The organism is Ponticaulis sp. (assembly GCF_029210165.1).
GTDB lineage: Bacteria > Pseudomonadota > Alphaproteobacteria > Caulobacterales > Hyphomonadaceae > Ponticaulis.
The window spans coordinates 80,922-96,159 of record NZ_JARGNT010000002.1 but is presented as its reverse complement, the minus strand read 5'-3'; the positions used below and the strand labels follow the sequence as shown (position 1 = coordinate 96,159).

Here is a 15,238-nt window from a genome sequence, read left to right as displayed (position 1 = left end):
GTTCTGATAAATCGAGATGCAGAGACGAGTTTAACGCGCCATTCGGCTGATGCGCTTCACTTCTTCTTCAACTTTTGCTTCGACGATCCCCGGAAGGTTCTCGTTCAGCCATTCTTTCAGCATCGGGCGAAGCAGCTCACGCACGATAGATTCGAGCGTCGCGCCATTGCCGATTGCCATGCTACCCATAAGCTGACCGAGCGCGCCCGCGGCTTTGCCCGCGACTTCGTCTTCCAGTAGCGCGTCACCATCATCCGCTGGCGGCGCAGTGAAGCGCGGTGCCGGCGCAGGTTCTGGCATTGGCTCAGGTTCTTCTACGGCAACAATATCGTCGTCTTCGAAATCCGGCTCCGGTTCTTCCATAACCGGTTCTTCAAACTCGATCTCCGGTTCCGGTTCCGGCTCTGGTTCCTCGGCCATCATTGGCTCTGGTTCCATTTCCGCTTCCATATCGAGTTCGAGAACGTCGTCGCCAGCAGACTCTTCAACAGCAGATTCCTGCTCAGGTTCATCATCCTCGGAGATGATTTTCCGGATCGACGCGAGAATCTCTTCCATCGTCGGTTCGTTTTGGGCTTCGTCCGCTGCCATTTTCCTTGTCCCAATCAATCGGGTTAAAAACTCACAAGAACACGGAATATAATTAAAGAATACCCCTGCGTCAGCACACAAATATTTTCTGCTTTGGATAACGGATCGTTAAGATGCCTTAACTCCGCGCTACAAACTCCCCAATAGGGCGAGAATCCGGCTGGCTGTCACATAAACGCTGCGCTCAGCGTCGGCGAGCCGCAATTCTGATTCGAGGAGCTGTTGTTCCTGATCCAGCAAATCCAACGTCGTACGCAGGCCGACACTCACTTCGATTTCAGCACCTTCAAGCGCCGTGCGATTCGCCTCAATCTCTTGCGTGGCCGCAACCACACCGGACTGCGCAGCTATATGAGCTGCCCAGACCTCTGAAAGCGCAGCAGTCAGGCTTAAACGCGTATCTTCGCTCTGATAGCGGATTTGCTGCCGGTTCAGATTTGCTTGTCGAACCGCAGATTCGAGGCGCCCTCCCGTGTAGAGCGGAATACGAGCCCGCGCACCGAGCACCGCATTACTGTCATTAAAATCATTATCCCATGTGCCAGTTTGCAGCGCAGCGCTACCAAACGCTTCAACACGAACACCTCTCTGGCTTTCCGCAACCTGAACTGCTGCGCCCGCAAGCTGCTCAAGTGCGCTAAACCGGCTCAGAGTGGGGTTCTGCAAGCGCAGGATTTCCAAAGCTTCAGTTAGTGAGGAGGGAAGCTCATTCAGATCGCTCTGCGTTACTGGAGCAAGCGTTCCCTCGCCCTGCCCCGTCAAACGGCAATACTGCGCCCATGCGGCGGATAGAGCCGCCCCGGCAGCCGATAATTCCGCCTCGGCCCCTCTCAGGCGCGCCTCAGCAAGGGATACATCGGTACGTGTCACGACACCCGCTTCGAAACGATCACCGGCAGCCTCAAACTGGCGACGAAGCCTGTCGAGGTTTCGCTCCCGTATACGAACCTCACGCCGCGCAAAATCGACATTAAGATGCGCCTCGACGGCAGATGCCAGAACATCCTGTCGGCGTGCGCCCAGTGCATATCGCGCTGCGTCCAAAGCATGCTCCGCCTGAGCAATTCCAGCAGGTATCTCACCGGAAGTGAACAATGGCACAGACGCTTCCACGCTCGCCTGATTGACCCAGGTTTCGCCAATATCAATTCCGAAAGCCCGATCTGTCGATTGGGACTGTAGCTGGGACGTAACCCCGGCCGAAATCTGAATGGACCGCGCGGCTCTCGCAGAAATTAGCGCTTCTGATGCCAGCTCAATATCAATCTCTGCCGCTTCAATGGCAGGATGATACTGAATTGCTTGCTGCATCGTATCCTGAACTGTCTGCGCGTGCGCAGACTGGACGATCGCCAAACCAGCGACACCTAGGAAAATGCTTGAATAGCGCATGGCCGAGACTCCTCTGAAACAGAGATGTCTCATACAAAACGCAAAAAGTGAACAGTGTTCACTAAATTAGAATACGAAGCCCTTCTCCTGAACGATCTCAGGAAGTTTAGGCGGAACGCATTCGAATTCAGAATAATAAGACACCGCTTTGGCAGACTTTTTGTACACGCGAGCCTGGCCATTACGCTCATCACCAATGACCACACCAAGACGCCCGCCAACAGACAATTGATCGAGCCATGCATCTGGCACATACTCAACCATTCCGTTCACGAATATAACGTCATAAGGACCTTCGCTCGGATATCCGTCTTTCAGGCTACCTTTTACAAATGCGATACGGTCAAGCTCCAGAGACACGACCCGGTCTGATGATTTCTCAACAACCTCTTCGTTCTCTTCGAGAGCAATAACGGTGTCCGCGAGCTCATTGAGCAGCGCAGAGGCGTATCCTTCGGCCGCACCGACAACAAGAACAAGATCGTCAGATTTCACTTCCAGAGCTTGCAGCATCTTTGAGAGATCGCGTGCGAGCCAGAGCTTGCGGCCCTCCACAGTTTCAAGTTCCGCTTCCGAATAGGCCAGCTCGCTGATAGCGCCCGGAACGAAGTTTTCCTTCTGGACCTTTTCAAACGCCTGAATGACGCGCTCATCCGTCACGTCATTCGGACGGATTTGGGAATCGATCATTTTGCGGCGGGCAATATTCAAATCCACGGGACTCACCTCTGTCTGATAGTGAAGCTCTTACCACAGCTTTTACACGGAACAAGCTTACAGCACCAAGGTTTGCCAATCACCAACCGCGTGCAATAAAAAATGCACCTGATCACGCATTATCCATTGACGTTTGTGTCTGACTTGAGCATTTAGACACCCTTGCTCCGAGGCCCTGTGGCGGAGTGGTGACGCAGCGGATTGCAAATCCGTGTACCCCGGTTCGATTCCGGGCGGGGCCTCCAGAGCGCATTAACGTTTTACGCCTTATGCGCCCTGTTTTTGAGACATTTCCTAACATGATAGCAAACGAATAGGCACAGAACCGCCTTATTCCATTTACGTCTCGTTAAGAGAATCGTGGGAATTAAATACTGTCTTCTCCTTTGAAGACACCCCACCATCACCCAACGCCTCGGCGGGAGTTCGCTCCCGCCTTTTTTTTTGTAAAAAAAGTGAAATTGGCGTTTGACGTCAGAACTTCAGATGGCTATATCGGCCCTCTCGCTGTTCCGCGATAGCTCAGTTGGTAGAGCAGGCGACTGTTAATCGCCCGGTCGTAGGTTCGAGTCCTACTCGCGGAGCCAGCCCTTCCCAAAACAAAACTTTGTACCGAAGCGGCTTACGTTTAGTCTCACCAACCAGACTATAGAGGATGCTTTATGGGACGCTTTACTGCCGCCTGCGTACAGATGACGACGGGTATTGATCCGCAGATAAATCTTGAAAGCGCCACGCGCCTGATCGAGCGAGCGGCCCGCGCTGGCGCTCACTTCATTGCAACGCCGGAAATGACCGGAAGCATGAATATCAAGGCCGGCGACAGACGCGCCACCATCTACCTGCAATCCGAAGATCCCCTGTTAAAGGCATTCCAGGACCTGGCCAAAAACCTGAAAGTCACCCTTCTTATTGGGTCGCTCGCCTTCAAGGCCGAGAATGATGAGCGGATGGCGAATCGCTCCTGCCTCATCAGCCCCGACGGCACGCTGATTGCGACTTACGACAAGATTCACATGTTCGACGTTGAGGTCGGCGACGGTCAGACCTATCGCGAATCGAACACGTATCGCCCAGGTGAAACAGCAGTTCTGGCAGAGACGCCTCATGCGACGCTAGGCCTTACAATTTGCTATGACCTGCGATTTCCTCACCTCTACAGACAACTTGCACAGAACGGGGCACAGATTATCACCTGCCCGGCTGCGTTCACCAAAGTCACGGGCCAAGCCCATTGGCATACGCTTCTTCGTGCGCGCGCCATAGAGACAGGGAGCTATGTTATCGCGCCGGCCCAGAGCGGCCTGCACGAAGACGGTCGTGAGACTTTCGGGCATTCGCTAGTAATTGATCCATGGGGCCAGATCGTCGCCGAGAGTACCGTGAATGGCGAAGATGTGATTCTGGCGGAAATCGACGCGGCGGAAGTCGAAGCCGTACGTGGGCGCATTCCCTCACTCAGCAAAGAGCAGCCCTTTTCGATCTTAAAAAAATAGCCCCCGCAAAACGAACTGCAGGGGCTATCTCGAATTTTTTATCGGAGCGCTTAATGCGTTGTAGGCGCCTGATCAGGTCCGCCGTCTGTTCGGCCAGCAAGACTCGCCTGAAGCGCTGCCTGATCCTTTTCACTCCACTCGATTTCACTCAGTGATTTCGTAAGCGCGTGCTCCAGAACCTCGTTGATGTCGCTGACCGCGACGATCTCGAGATCGCTTTTCACATTATCCGGAATCTCGGCGAGATCCTTCAGATTCTCTTCCGGGATAAGCACCTTCCGAACACCGCCGCGGTGGGCCGCGAGGAGTTTCTCTTTCAATCCACCGATCGGCAGGACACGGCCGCGAAGGGTAACCTCACCCGTCATCGCGATATCCTTATGGATCGGGTTCGCAGTGAGAAGCGACACAATCGCAGTGGTCATCGCGATACCCGCAGACGGACCATCCTTAGGGACAGCGCCCTCTGGAACGTGCACGTGGATATCAGTCTGGTTGAAGACATCGGGACGGATACCAAACGGCACCGCGCGCGCACGAACCAGACTGCTTGCCGCAGAGATCGATTCTTTCATGACGTCTTTCAGATTACCTGTAACCGTCATCTTGCCACGACCTGGCATTTTGACCGCCTCAATCGTGAGAAGGTCGCCGCCTACGGACGTCCAGACGAGGCCTGTGACGGCACCAATCTGGTCTTCCTTGTCCGCAAGGCCATACCGGTATTTACGTACACCCGCGAAGTCGCCAAGGTTCTCAGCATCCACCACAATTGCGTCGTCGTCATGCTGCATCAGCTTGCGAACCGCCTTACGCGCAATCTTGGAAAGCTCGCGCTCAAGATTACGGACGCCGGCTTCGCGTGAGTAATAGCGGATTTCATCGCGGATCGCGCTATCATCGACTGTCAGCTCGCCTGGTTTCAGGCCGTGATTTTCTTCAATCTTCGGCAGCAGATGACGCTTAGCGATCTCAACCTTCTCGTCCTCTGTGTAACCGGCGATCGAGATGATCTCCATGCGGTCCAGAAGAGGCTGAGGCATGTTGAGCGAGTTTGCTGTTGTCACGAACATCACATTGGACAGGTCATAGTCGACTTCCAGATAGTGGTCGTTGAACGTCGAATTCTGCTCAGGGTCCAACACTTCCAGCAGCGCAGACGCGGGGTCGCCCCGATAGTCCATGCCCATCTTGTCGATCTCATCGAGAAGGAAGAGCGGATTGTTAGTCTTCGCCTTTTTCAGAGATTGAATGATGCGACCCGGCATTGAGCCGATATACGTCCGGCGGTGACCCCGAATTTCAGATTCATCGCGTACGCCACCAAGCGACACGCGCACAAATTCACGACCCGTTGCTTCAGCAATAGACTTGCCGAGTGACGTTTTACCTACACCTGGAGGGCCAACGAGGCACAGAATCGGTCCTTTGACCTTGGATGTGCGAGCCTGAACTGCGAGGTATTCGAGAATACGTTCTTTGACTTTCTCTAGGCCATAATGGTCTCCGTCGAGAACCTCTTCAGCCTTCATCAGATCAGTCGCGACTTCCTTATTCTCGCCCCACGGAAGAGCGAGGATCCAGTCGAGGTAATTACGAACCACCGTGGACTCAGCCGACATCGGGCTCATCTGGCGAAGCTTTTTCAGCTCCTGTTCGGCCTTCGACTTAGCTTCCTCGGAGAGAGGCTTCTCTGCGATCTTTTGCTCGAGTTCAGCGAGTTCATCGCGACCGTCATCCTGATCGCCAAGCTCCTTCTGAATGGCTTTCATTTGCTCATTCAGATAGTACTCGCGCTGGGTCTTCTCCATCTGGCGTTTGACACGGTTTTTGATCTTACGCTCCATCTGGAGCATACCGATCTCACCTTCCATAAGAGAGAAAACGCGTTCCAGGCGCTCTGTCACGTTGTTAAGCTCGAGCAGCGCTTGCTTCTCATTGAGCTTCACAGACAGCTGAGCGGCAACCGAATCCGCCAGACGCAGCGGGTCCTCAATTTCGGAAATCGATGCGACAGCTTCAGGCGGCACCTTACGGTTCAGCTTCACATAGCCTTCGAACTGTTCGACAACCGCACGCGCGAGGGTCTCTACCTCTTCATTTGCCTCGGTGTCGTCTTCAAGAAGTTCGACCTCAGCTTCGAAGAAATCACCCTGATCCTCAAGCGTGACCATTTTGGCGCGGGACTTACCCTCTACCAGCACCTTCACAGTGCCGTCCGGGAGCTTCAGAAGCTGCAGAATAGTGGCCACAGTACCGATAGCGTAAAGATCTTCGGCAACAGGCTCATCGACGGTCGCATCACGCTGAGCAATCAGCATGATTTCATTCTCACCGTCCTCAACAATGTCGAGCGCCCGTACCGACTTTTCACGGCCGACAAATAGCGGCGCAACCATGTTCGGAAAGACGACAATGTCTCGCAACGGCAATACCGGCAGCTTTTTTGTGATCGTCATTTTATGTCTCCGGTTTATTCGGAGCTCTATGTCGCTGACAGGTCTGGCAGGACAAACAGCTCTCCTTGACACTTGATGTGGCGTCAAAAGGGCAGAGCTTCAAGCTCTGCCCTTCAGGATATTATCAGCAATGTCAGTACGTATGCTTAAGAGCGGTATCAGGACGCTTCGCCCTGATCCTGTTCTCGCTCGGAATGCACGTAAATCGGCTTTCCACTCGCATCGACCGCGTCGGCGTTAATAACGACCTCAGCGACACCATGCAGGTTCGGAAGCTCGAACATTGTGTCGAGCAAAATGCCCTCCATGATCGAACGAAGGCCACGCGCACCGGTTTTGCGAGTGATGGCTTTCTTTGCAATCGCAGAGAGTGCGTCTTCGCGGAACGTCAGTTCAACATTTTCCATATCAAACAGGCGTTGATATTGCTTCACAAGCGCGTTCTTCGGCTCGGTCAGAATTGTGATGAGCGCATCTTCGTCCAGATCTTCGAGCGTAGCGATGACCGGCAGACGACCGATGAATTCCGGGATCAGACCAAAGCGCTGAAGGTCTTCCGGTTCCGTACCGCGAAGTACTTCACCCGTTTTACGATCTTCCTCAGCCTTCACATTGGCACCAAAACCGATGGAGGTTTTATCACCACGGTCAGTAATGATCTTGTCGAGACCAGCAAACGCACCGCCACAGATAAACAGAATGTTCGTCGTGTCGACTTGCAGGAATTCCTGCTGCGGATGCTTGCGGCCACCTTGTGGAGGAACTGATGCAACAGTGCCTTCCATGATCTTCAGAAGCGCCTGCTGAACGCCCTCGCCTGACACATCGCGAGTTATAGACGGATTGTCGGATTTCCGGGAGATTTTGTCGATCTCATCAATGTAGACAATGCCGCGCTGTGCACGCTCAACGTTATAGTCAGCCGCCTGGAGCAGTTTCAGAACGATATTCTCAACGTCCTCACCGACATAACCGGCTTCAGTCAGCGTCGTTGCATCCGCCATTGTGAATGGCACATCCAGAATACGAGCAAGCGTCTGCGCAAGAAGCGTTTTACCGCACCCTGTTGGACCGACGAGCAGAATGTTGGATTTCGAGAGTTCGACTTCGTTGTCTTTCGAAGCGTGGGAGAGGCGCTTGTAGTGGTTATGCACAGCGACCGACAGCACGCGCTTGGCCTGCTCCTGCCCGATCACGTAATCATCAAGAACGTCACAGATTTCCTGCGGTGTCGGCACGCCCTCACGAGAGCGAACCATCGCTGACTTGTTCTCTTCACGGATGATGTCCATGCAGAGTTCAACACACTCGTCGCAGATAAACACGGTAGGCCCGGCAATCAGCTTTTTCACTTCATGCTGGCTCTTGCCGCAGAAGGAGCAATAGAGCGTGTTTTTACTGTCAGTAGATTGCGGTGGTTTATTCATCGAGACCTCAGTGGAGACGTTTCCCCATCCTAATTCGACGGTTTCGCGCCTGTTTTAATACTCATCATGGCGCAAGAGAGTTTACGAGACGTTCTCTAAACTCAGTTAATCGACCATATGCACGCCCGGCCAGCAAGTGTTTTTCTCGCCGAGCGCCGATGATGTCAAAATACCCGCTTCGCGACGCGAAGCTTATTCTGCGTCCGCTGCGTCGCTATCGCGACGTTCGAAAACCTTATCGACGATACCGAAGGCACGAGCCTCTTCCGCCGTCATGAATGAATCACGGTCGAGCGTACGCTCGATAGTGTCATAATCCTGACCCGTGTGTTTAACGTAAATCTCATTGAGACGCTGCTTGAGTTCAATAATCTCTTCCGCATGGCGTTCAATATCGGAAGCCACGCCACGGAAACCGCCAGAAGGCTGGTGAACCATCACACGAGCGTTAGGCAGCGCAATACGCGAGCCCTTGTCACCAGCAGCGAGTAGAAGAGACCCCATGCTCGCAGCCTGTCCAATACAGACAGTTGTGATCGGGCATCGGATGTACTGCATGGTGTCGTAAATCGCCAGGCCTGAAGAGACGACGCCGCCAGGCGAATTGATATACATCGCGATATCTTTTTTCGGGTTCTCGGACTCGAGGAACAACAATTGAGCCGTCACAATTGTCGCCATGCTGTCTTCAATCGGCCCACTCACGAAAACGATGCGCTCTTTGAGAAGACGAGAAAAGATGTCGTACGCGCGCTCACCACGGCTGCTCTGCTCAACAACGCTCGGGATGAGGTTCAACGCGATTTCAGGGGAGTTCAACATGTCCAATATCTTTCTCGTATCATATGTGTCTCTCGACACTACTATCTGAGGTGCTTTCCCGAATCCGCAAGTGATTCTGTCATGATTTCTTGTTGTTTGGCAAATTACTCACGATCGGGTTAATCGATCACGGACAAAAACCGTAATTTCGTAGACGCCGCATAAAAAAAGCGGGCTGCAAGAACAGCCCGCTTTCTAAAATATTCTGTTCAAAGACAACGACTAGATGTCGTCTTCTTTTTCGAGCTCTTCACGGGAAACAGTCGTGTCCGTAACGGTCGCTTGCTCGAGGATATGATCGACAACTTTCTCTTCGTAGATAGGAGCACGGATTTGTGCCAGAGCGCCCGGCGTCTTACGATAGAATTCGATGATTTGGCGTTCCTGACCCGGGTAGCGTGAAGCTTCCTGGTTCAGCGCACGAGCAACTTCTTCCTCAGACACAACCAGTTCAGCTTTACGGCCGATTTCCGCGAGAACCAGACCAAGGCGAACACGGCGTTCAGCGATTTTCTTGTAATCGACTTTCAGCTCGTCTTCGGACTTGTCTTTATCTTCGTCGTCGAGGTTGCCAGCTTCTTTTTCACGCTCGAACTGAGACCAGATCTGGTTGAATTCAGCTTCGACCATGCCTTCTGGAAGCTCAAAGCTGTACTCTTCGTCCAGCTTGTCGAGAAGCGCGCGCTTCACCTTTCCGCGAGACATAGACGCGTGCTCGGCTTCGATTTGCTCACGAATAACTTTCTTAAGCGCTTCAAGGTCTTCCAGACCGAAGTTCTGAGCGAACTCGTCGTCGATTTCCGGCGTTTTCGGCTCGCGAACTTCGTGAACTTTAACTTCGAAGACAGCTTCTTTGCCTGCCAGATCCGCAGAAGGGTAATCTTCCGGGAATGTGACATTCAGTTCTGTTTCTTCTTCGGCCTTCACGCCCACGAGCTGCTCTTCGAAGCCAGGAATGAAGCGGCCCTGACCGAGAACGATTGTCTGGTTCTCAGCTGAACCACCTTCGAACGCTTCGCCGTCGATTTTGCCAACGAAGTCCATAACGACCGCATCGCCGTCCTTGGCTTTAGAGCCTTTGCGACGTGGTTCGTATTTATTGTTGTTCTCAGCAAGACGACCGAGCGCTTCATCAACCTGTTCGTCAGAGACTTCAGCAACCGGGCGCTCAAGCTCGAGCGCAGAAACGTCAGACGTTTCGAACTCAGGCATGATCTCTACAGACATTGTGTAGGTCAGGTCTTCTTCGCCTGCGGCGACTTTCTCGATGTCTGAAACAGGCTCGATAGACGGCTGTTGAGCCGGGCGCAGTTCACGCTCGTCGAGCGCTTCCTGTGATGTGCTTGTGACGATTTCCTGAATGATGTCGCCCATGATGGACTTACCATACATACGCTTCACGTGCGCAGCAGGAACTTTACCTGGGCGGAAGCCTTTCAGTTTCATTTGCGGGCGAATTTCTTCGATCTTGGCGTCAAGTTTCTCAGACAGCTCGCTCGCTGGAATTGTTACTTCAAAGGCGCGGCTAAGGCCTTCTGACTTCGTCTCTTTGACTTCCATTGTATTCCTCAGGTCCGCCGGATTTCGGCGCGTTCTAGAAAGCGGGAGCGAAGGTCCGTCCAAATACGGTTCCATCGCGAAGATCAGCGGCGGTGTATGTCACATGGAATCGCCCGTGTCCACGCCCTCTTTCAATAGAAATGGCGCTGTTTGTCTGGGTAATTCTCCGGAAACGCGTCTCGGCATCAACTTTTGTTATCTGGACATTACGCATCTTATTAGGGACATCATTGAAATATGATCCACGGACCAACTTCTCATACCTACTATTCGCAGCGCCTTCGCCTGCATTACGTAGACTGGGGCAACCCTGATGCCCCTCCCCTGATTTTGCTTCATGGTGGACGCGACCACTGCCGCAGCTGGGATTGGGTGGCAGAAGAGCTTCGCCACGACTGGCACGTCATCGCACCGGACCTTCGAGGTCATGGAGACAGCGAATGGTCAACTGACGGCACATATAACGTCATGACCTGCGTCTACGATCTTGCGCAGCTGATCCACCAGAAGAAGCTCGCGCCAGTAACAATCGTCTCTCACTCTTATGGCGGCAATATCTCGCTGCGCTACACCGGGCTCTATCCAGACAGTGTCCGGCGTATTGTGGCTATCGAAGGCCTCGGCCCGTCACCGAAGATTCTCAAAGAGCGCGAGAATGAAGATTACGCGGACCGGATTCGCAAATGGGTCGACGACAAACGCGGCGCAGCGGGTCGGACTCCACGGAAATATGCCAGCCTGGATGAAGCCTATCAGCGCATGAAAGAAGAGAACGGCTATTTATCTGCCGAACAGGCTAAACATCTTACCATCCACGGCATTTCCCAGAACGAAGACGGAAGCTATTCCTGGAAATTCGACAACTATTTCCGCGTCTGGCCACCGTTCGATATTCCGATGGAGGAATTGCACAAGCTCTGGGGCGCGATCACCTGCCCAACGCTGCTCCTATATGGCGCTGACAGCTGGGCATCGAACCCCGCCGAAGACGGCCGTATCGATTATTTCAAAAACGCCGAAGTGAAGCTGTATGAAAACGCAGGTCACTGGCTGCACCACGATCAATTTGATCGCTTCATGTCGGACGTGCGCGCGTTCATTTAGCGCCGCACCTGCCGAACTTCCAAAAGCAAAAAAGCCGCCCCCGAAGGAGCGGCTTCTTGTTTTTCCAAATGGCGCGAGTGACGGGGCTCGAACCCGCGACCCCCGGCGTGACAGGCCGGTACTCTAACCAACTGAGCTACACCCGCTCACCGTTTGGAGACGCGGTGAATACGTAACTCAGCCCATTGGGTCAAGCACAAAAATCAATTTTTTCTCACTTCTTTTGAATGTCATTTAAAAGCCTCGATTGGTGCTTATCTTTTCAGTGTATTCAGCCCGCCCTGATCGGAGGCCCCATTGAAAAAATTCCTTTTCGGCCTGCTCGCCATATTTGTCGTCGTCATCGGCCTTGTCGCCGCTGCGCCGTTTCTAATTCCAGCGTCAACGTATGGGCGCGTAGCTGAAGAGCAGCTGGAAGCCATGCTGGGACGGGATGTAACACTGGCGTCTGATCCAAGCATCACAATCTTCCCGCGCCTCGGCGCAACAATTGAAAATGTCGAGATCGCAAACGCGGAAGGTTTTGATGATCCTTACTTCGCGCGCGCAGACAGCCTGAACGTCGCTGTTAAGTGGATACCGCTTTTCTCTCGACGAGTAGAGATCGCGTCGTTGCGTTTCGATGGCGGCGAAATTCTCCTTCACCAACGTACAGCCACTTCGAACAATTGGACCTTCACTCGAGCGGAGGCGCCTGAACCGACGGAAGAAGAAGCAGACGCTCCCTCTGAAACAGCTCAGTCTTTTGACGCGATCATTCCACGTGCTGAATTTACCAATATGCGCGTGCAATATGTCGATGAGGTTTCAGGCGCCACTTACGACGCAGACCCGATCAACCTTGTCGCGCGTCTCGATGGCCTTGATGCTCCTGCCTCCATTGATGGAGACATCACCGTCAATTATGAGCGATTTGATATCAGCGCATCGCTGTCTTCGATAAACGCACTGACATCTGGTGCGCCCACAGACCTGCAAGCTGACGTGTCATCGCAACTCGTGGACCTCTCATTCGTGGGCAATGCCGCTCTGGGCACAGATCCGAGCATAAACGGGGAGTTTGAGTTCTCTTCAAACGATCTTCAGGCGCTGACGGGTTTTGCGAACATTCCTATCGAGCAGAACCTTACAGCGCTCGGGCGCACACGCGCCTCGGGCAGAATCGCCGGTCCAGTAAGCGCGCTGCAGATATCGAGTCTCACCGCGTCCCAGAATGCCTCAAATCTGGAAACCGAGTTCAGTGGCGATATCACACTCGGCGGCAACATGCCGGTGATCACAGGCCAGATCTCAAGTCGTTCGTCAAATCTGAAACGTTTTCTTGAAGCGATGGAGATAGACCTGCCTCCGATGCAGGCCGATGCGCTCGGCCGTTTCGCGGCAGACATCACGCTGCTTAATGAGAATGGCAGCACCCGCACAAATATCGGCACGTTTCAGCTGGACGATATTGATGTCTCAGGATCGGTTCTCGCAAACCTACGCGGCAATGTTCCTGTCATTAATGCTACGCTCGAGATTCCCACACTGGATATCAGTCCATACCTTTCAGAGAGCCGCGTAAACGAGAACGAAGCTCCGGCCGAAGGCGGTTGGAGCGAAGACCCGATTGACCTGAGCTTCCTGCATTCGATGAACGGCGCATTCGATATCTCTATCGGCGAACTTACAGATTCACGCGCGCGCATTCTTGATGTCGTCATCGATGGCCAGCTTTCCAACGGGCGCTTCACTGGCAGTCTTGATTCTATTCCACCGGAAGGTGGCCGTTCGGGTCGACCCGGCAATATCGATCCGTTTTATTCCGGACGCCTCGATACAGATCTGGTTCTCGCATCACGCGCAGACGGTTCTAACGCTTTGAACGTGAAGGCTAGTGGCTCCGGCATCACCGCGGCCGCCCTAGTCCGCTTCTTTACCGGTCAGGAAGTCCTGCAAGGCGTCGCATCCATCGATGCAGATATTCAAATGACCGGCCAGAGCGTGGCTGATTTCATTCGCTCAATGAATGGCACATACCGTGCCGAAGTCGCTGACGGGGCAATTCTGGGAATAAACCTGCCCCAGCTTTTACGGAGCGCTCAGACATTCCTTGAAACCCGCACATTGCCGGATGCTCTCTCCCCAGAAGCGGAAACAGACTTCTCATCGCTTCTTCTTGAAGGACGCATACGAGAAGGCGTCGCTGAGATTTCGACCATGAATCTGGTAGCGCCATTCCTGCGTGCGACAGCGGAAGGCGAGATTGACCTCTACAACCAAACCCTGGACATCCACTTCTATCCGCGTGCTCTGACGAGTGCGACGGGCGCCGATAATGGTTTTGAAGGTTACGGCATTCCTCTGGCCATTACAGGCGGATGGGCGTCACCGCGTGGCAGCCTCGACACAGAATTCATTGCTGATCTGGCTGCCGGCGCGGTTCGAAGCCGACTTCAGGATGAAGCGCGCTCCAGACTCGGCGACGACGCAGTGAGCGGGTTAATCGGCGATGCTTTGGGTATCAGCCGTAACCGCACCGATGAGTCTTCTGAAAACCAGGCGTCTGAACGCGCCGCCGCTGCAACCGAGACTGAGACGACAGACGAGGAAGAAGCCCCTACGCCGGAGGACGCTGCGCGCAATCTTCTGCGAGACATAATAAACCGGCCTCGCGATTAACCGCGGGCCGGCTGGCATGTTTTGGAATCTCTGGTCGGAGCGAGAGGATTCGAACCTCCGACCCCCGGTCCCCCAGACCGGTGCGCTAACCGGGCTGCGCCACGCTCCGGTGCCAGAAAGGCACAAATATAAATAACCCCGGATGAGGCGCGCAAGAATTACATGAGTTAGATCAGGCCGCGTCTTTTACGAGCACTGCATCGAGACGTGATTTCACAGAATCAAGTTCTGAGAGCAAGCTTGAGAGACGATCTTCGGTCACGGCTGCCGACGTTGATGAAAAGACGCCTGATTCGACGACATCATTCACTGTCTTCTGCAGGTTTTGCACCGGATTAGCAGCCGGACTATTGAACTGTGACGGATCAATCACTTCGCGGATCGGTTGGCCAAGGCGGACGCCGCCATCGAGAACAGCAGAGACGCCCTGCTCCCGGATAACTTTCTGAGCGCCTTTAATGGTCAGGCCCTGATCATGCAGCAAAGCCTGAATCGCACGAGCCGTATCCACATCTTCGGGGCGGTACATTCGACGACCATCGCGACGTTTTACAGGCTTCAGTGCTGAGAATTTTGTTTCCCAGAAACGAAGAACATGCGTCGGGAGCCCGAGCTCCTTAGCAGCCTCACCAATCGAACGAAATGCAGTTGCTGACTTGGTGACGGTGCCGTTTGCGCTGGTCATTTTATTTGTCCCTAATCTTTATTCAGAGAGTCATCCACACGCTGTTTGAGGAGAGGAGAAGGACGGAACGCTACGACCCTACGGGCCGAGATTTCCGCGGCAATGCGAGTCTTGGGGTTACGTCCCATACGCGCATTTTTCTCACGCACGACAAAGTTTCCAAAGCGGGCCAACTTAACTGTCTGGCCATCTGTGAGATCGTCGGAGATCAGTTCGAGCACACGCTCGAGCAATTCTCCTGAGTCTTGCCGGGTCAGACCAACTTCACGTACCAGTGAATCCATGATCTCGGCTCGGGTGACCGCCTTATCGTGCTGCACTCCC

At 53.7% G+C, this 15,238-nt stretch carries 12 protein-coding genes and 4 tRNA genes; 5 read left to right on the top strand and 11 right to left on the bottom strand.

The features are described 5' to 3' along the window. Window positions 1–30: 30 nt before the first annotated feature. The 3 genes from P1U45_RS12460 to P1U45_RS12450 form a co-directional block, all read right to left on the bottom strand. Complete coding sequence (locus P1U45_RS12460; RefSeq protein WP_022695347.1) at window positions 31–591, bottom strand: DUF2497 domain-containing protein; 561 nt, start codon at window positions 589–591, stop codon at window positions 31–33. 129 nt (window positions 592–720) lie between these two features. Continuing rightward, window positions 721–1,983, bottom strand: a complete 1,263-nt coding sequence (locus P1U45_RS12455; protein ID WP_301059364.1) for a TolC family protein — start codon at window positions 1,981–1,983, stop codon at window positions 721–723. Between the two features lie 66 nt (window positions 1,984–2,049). Next, the gene (locus P1U45_RS12450) at window positions 2,050–2,700 is read right to left on the bottom strand and encodes a protein-L-isoaspartate O-methyltransferase (RefSeq protein WP_301059363.1); all 651 of its coding nucleotides are present in this window, start codon (window positions 2,698–2,700) and stop codon (window positions 2,050–2,052) included. Window positions 2,701–2,871: 171 nt separating this feature from the next. On the opposite strand from P1U45_RS12450, the gene P1U45_RS12445 reads away from it, so the two are divergent. The 3 genes from P1U45_RS12445 (at window position 2,872) to P1U45_RS12435 (ending at window position 4,196) form a co-directional block, all read left to right on the top strand. Continuing rightward, window positions 2,872–2,945, top strand: a tRNA-Cys gene (locus P1U45_RS12445). 266 nt (window positions 2,946–3,211) lie between these two features. Beyond that, window positions 3,212–3,287 (top strand) — tRNA-Asn (locus P1U45_RS12440). Between the two features lie 75 nt (window positions 3,288–3,362). Further along, window positions 3,363–4,196, top strand: a complete 834-nt coding sequence (locus P1U45_RS12435) for a carbon-nitrogen hydrolase family protein (RefSeq protein WP_301059362.1) — start codon at window positions 3,363–3,365, stop codon at window positions 4,194–4,196. A 50-nt stretch (window positions 4,197–4,246) separates the two neighbouring features. Here P1U45_RS12435 and lon read toward each other — a convergent pair whose 3' ends face one another. The 4 genes from lon to tig all read right to left on the bottom strand — a co-directional run bounded on the left by lon (window position 4,247) and on the right by tig (window position 10,464). Beyond that, window positions 4,247–6,655: an endopeptidase La gene (gene lon, locus P1U45_RS12430; protein WP_301059361.1), complete on the bottom strand. Its 2,409-nt coding sequence runs from the start codon at window positions 6,653–6,655 to the stop codon at window positions 4,247–4,249. A 158-nt stretch (window positions 6,656–6,813) separates the two neighbouring features. Then, a complete protein-coding gene (gene clpX, locus P1U45_RS12425; protein WP_301059360.1) occupies window positions 6,814–8,082 on the bottom strand; it encodes an ATP-dependent Clp protease ATP-binding subunit ClpX in 1,269 nt (422 codons plus the stop codon). A gap of 192 nt (window positions 8,083–8,274) precedes the next feature. Further along, a complete protein-coding gene (locus tag P1U45_RS12420; protein WP_293607926.1) occupies window positions 8,275–8,904 on the bottom strand; it encodes an ATP-dependent Clp protease proteolytic subunit in 630 nt (209 codons plus the stop codon). Between the two features lie 222 nt (window positions 8,905–9,126). Further along, a complete protein-coding gene (gene tig / locus P1U45_RS12415; protein WP_301059359.1) occupies window positions 9,127–10,464 on the bottom strand; it encodes a trigger factor in 1,338 nt (445 codons plus the stop codon). 237 nt (window positions 10,465–10,701) lie between these two features. Here tig and P1U45_RS12410 point away from each other — a divergent pair, with 237 nt between their 5' ends. Further along, window positions 10,702–11,568 carry an alpha/beta hydrolase gene (locus P1U45_RS12410; RefSeq protein WP_301059358.1) on the top strand — a complete coding sequence of 289 codons (867 nt, stop codon included), beginning with the start codon at window positions 10,702–10,704 and terminating at the stop codon, window positions 11,566–11,568. 69 nt (window positions 11,569–11,637) lie between these two features. On the opposite strand, the gene P1U45_RS12405 is transcribed toward P1U45_RS12410, so the two are convergent. Next, window positions 11,638–11,714 (bottom strand) — tRNA-Asp (locus tag P1U45_RS12405). Window positions 11,715–11,865: 151 nt separating this feature from the next. On the opposite strand from P1U45_RS12405, the gene P1U45_RS12400 reads away from it, so the two are divergent. After that, window positions 11,866–14,229 (top strand): AsmA family protein, encoded by a 2,364-nt coding sequence (locus P1U45_RS12400; RefSeq protein WP_301059357.1) that lies wholly within the window; start codon window positions 11,866–11,868, stop codon window positions 14,227–14,229. 31 nt (window positions 14,230–14,260) lie between these two features. Here the strand turns inward: P1U45_RS12400 and P1U45_RS12395 are convergent. The 3 genes from P1U45_RS12395 to P1U45_RS12385 form a co-directional block, all read right to left on the bottom strand. Continuing rightward, a tRNA-Pro gene (locus tag P1U45_RS12395) sits at window positions 14,261–14,338 on the bottom strand. A gap of 63 nt (window positions 14,339–14,401) precedes the next feature. Further along, the gene (locus P1U45_RS12390; RefSeq protein ID WP_301059356.1) at window positions 14,402–14,914 is read right to left on the bottom strand and encodes a MerR family transcriptional regulator; all 513 of its coding nucleotides are present in this window, start codon (window positions 14,912–14,914) and stop codon (window positions 14,402–14,404) included. Window positions 14,915–14,925: 11 nt separating this feature from the next. Continuing rightward, window positions 14,926–15,234 carry an integration host factor subunit alpha gene (locus P1U45_RS12385; protein ID WP_022695336.1) on the bottom strand — a complete coding sequence of 103 codons (309 nt, stop codon included), beginning with the start codon at window positions 15,232–15,234 and terminating at the stop codon, window positions 14,926–14,928. Window positions 15,235–15,238 lie beyond the last annotated feature (4 nt).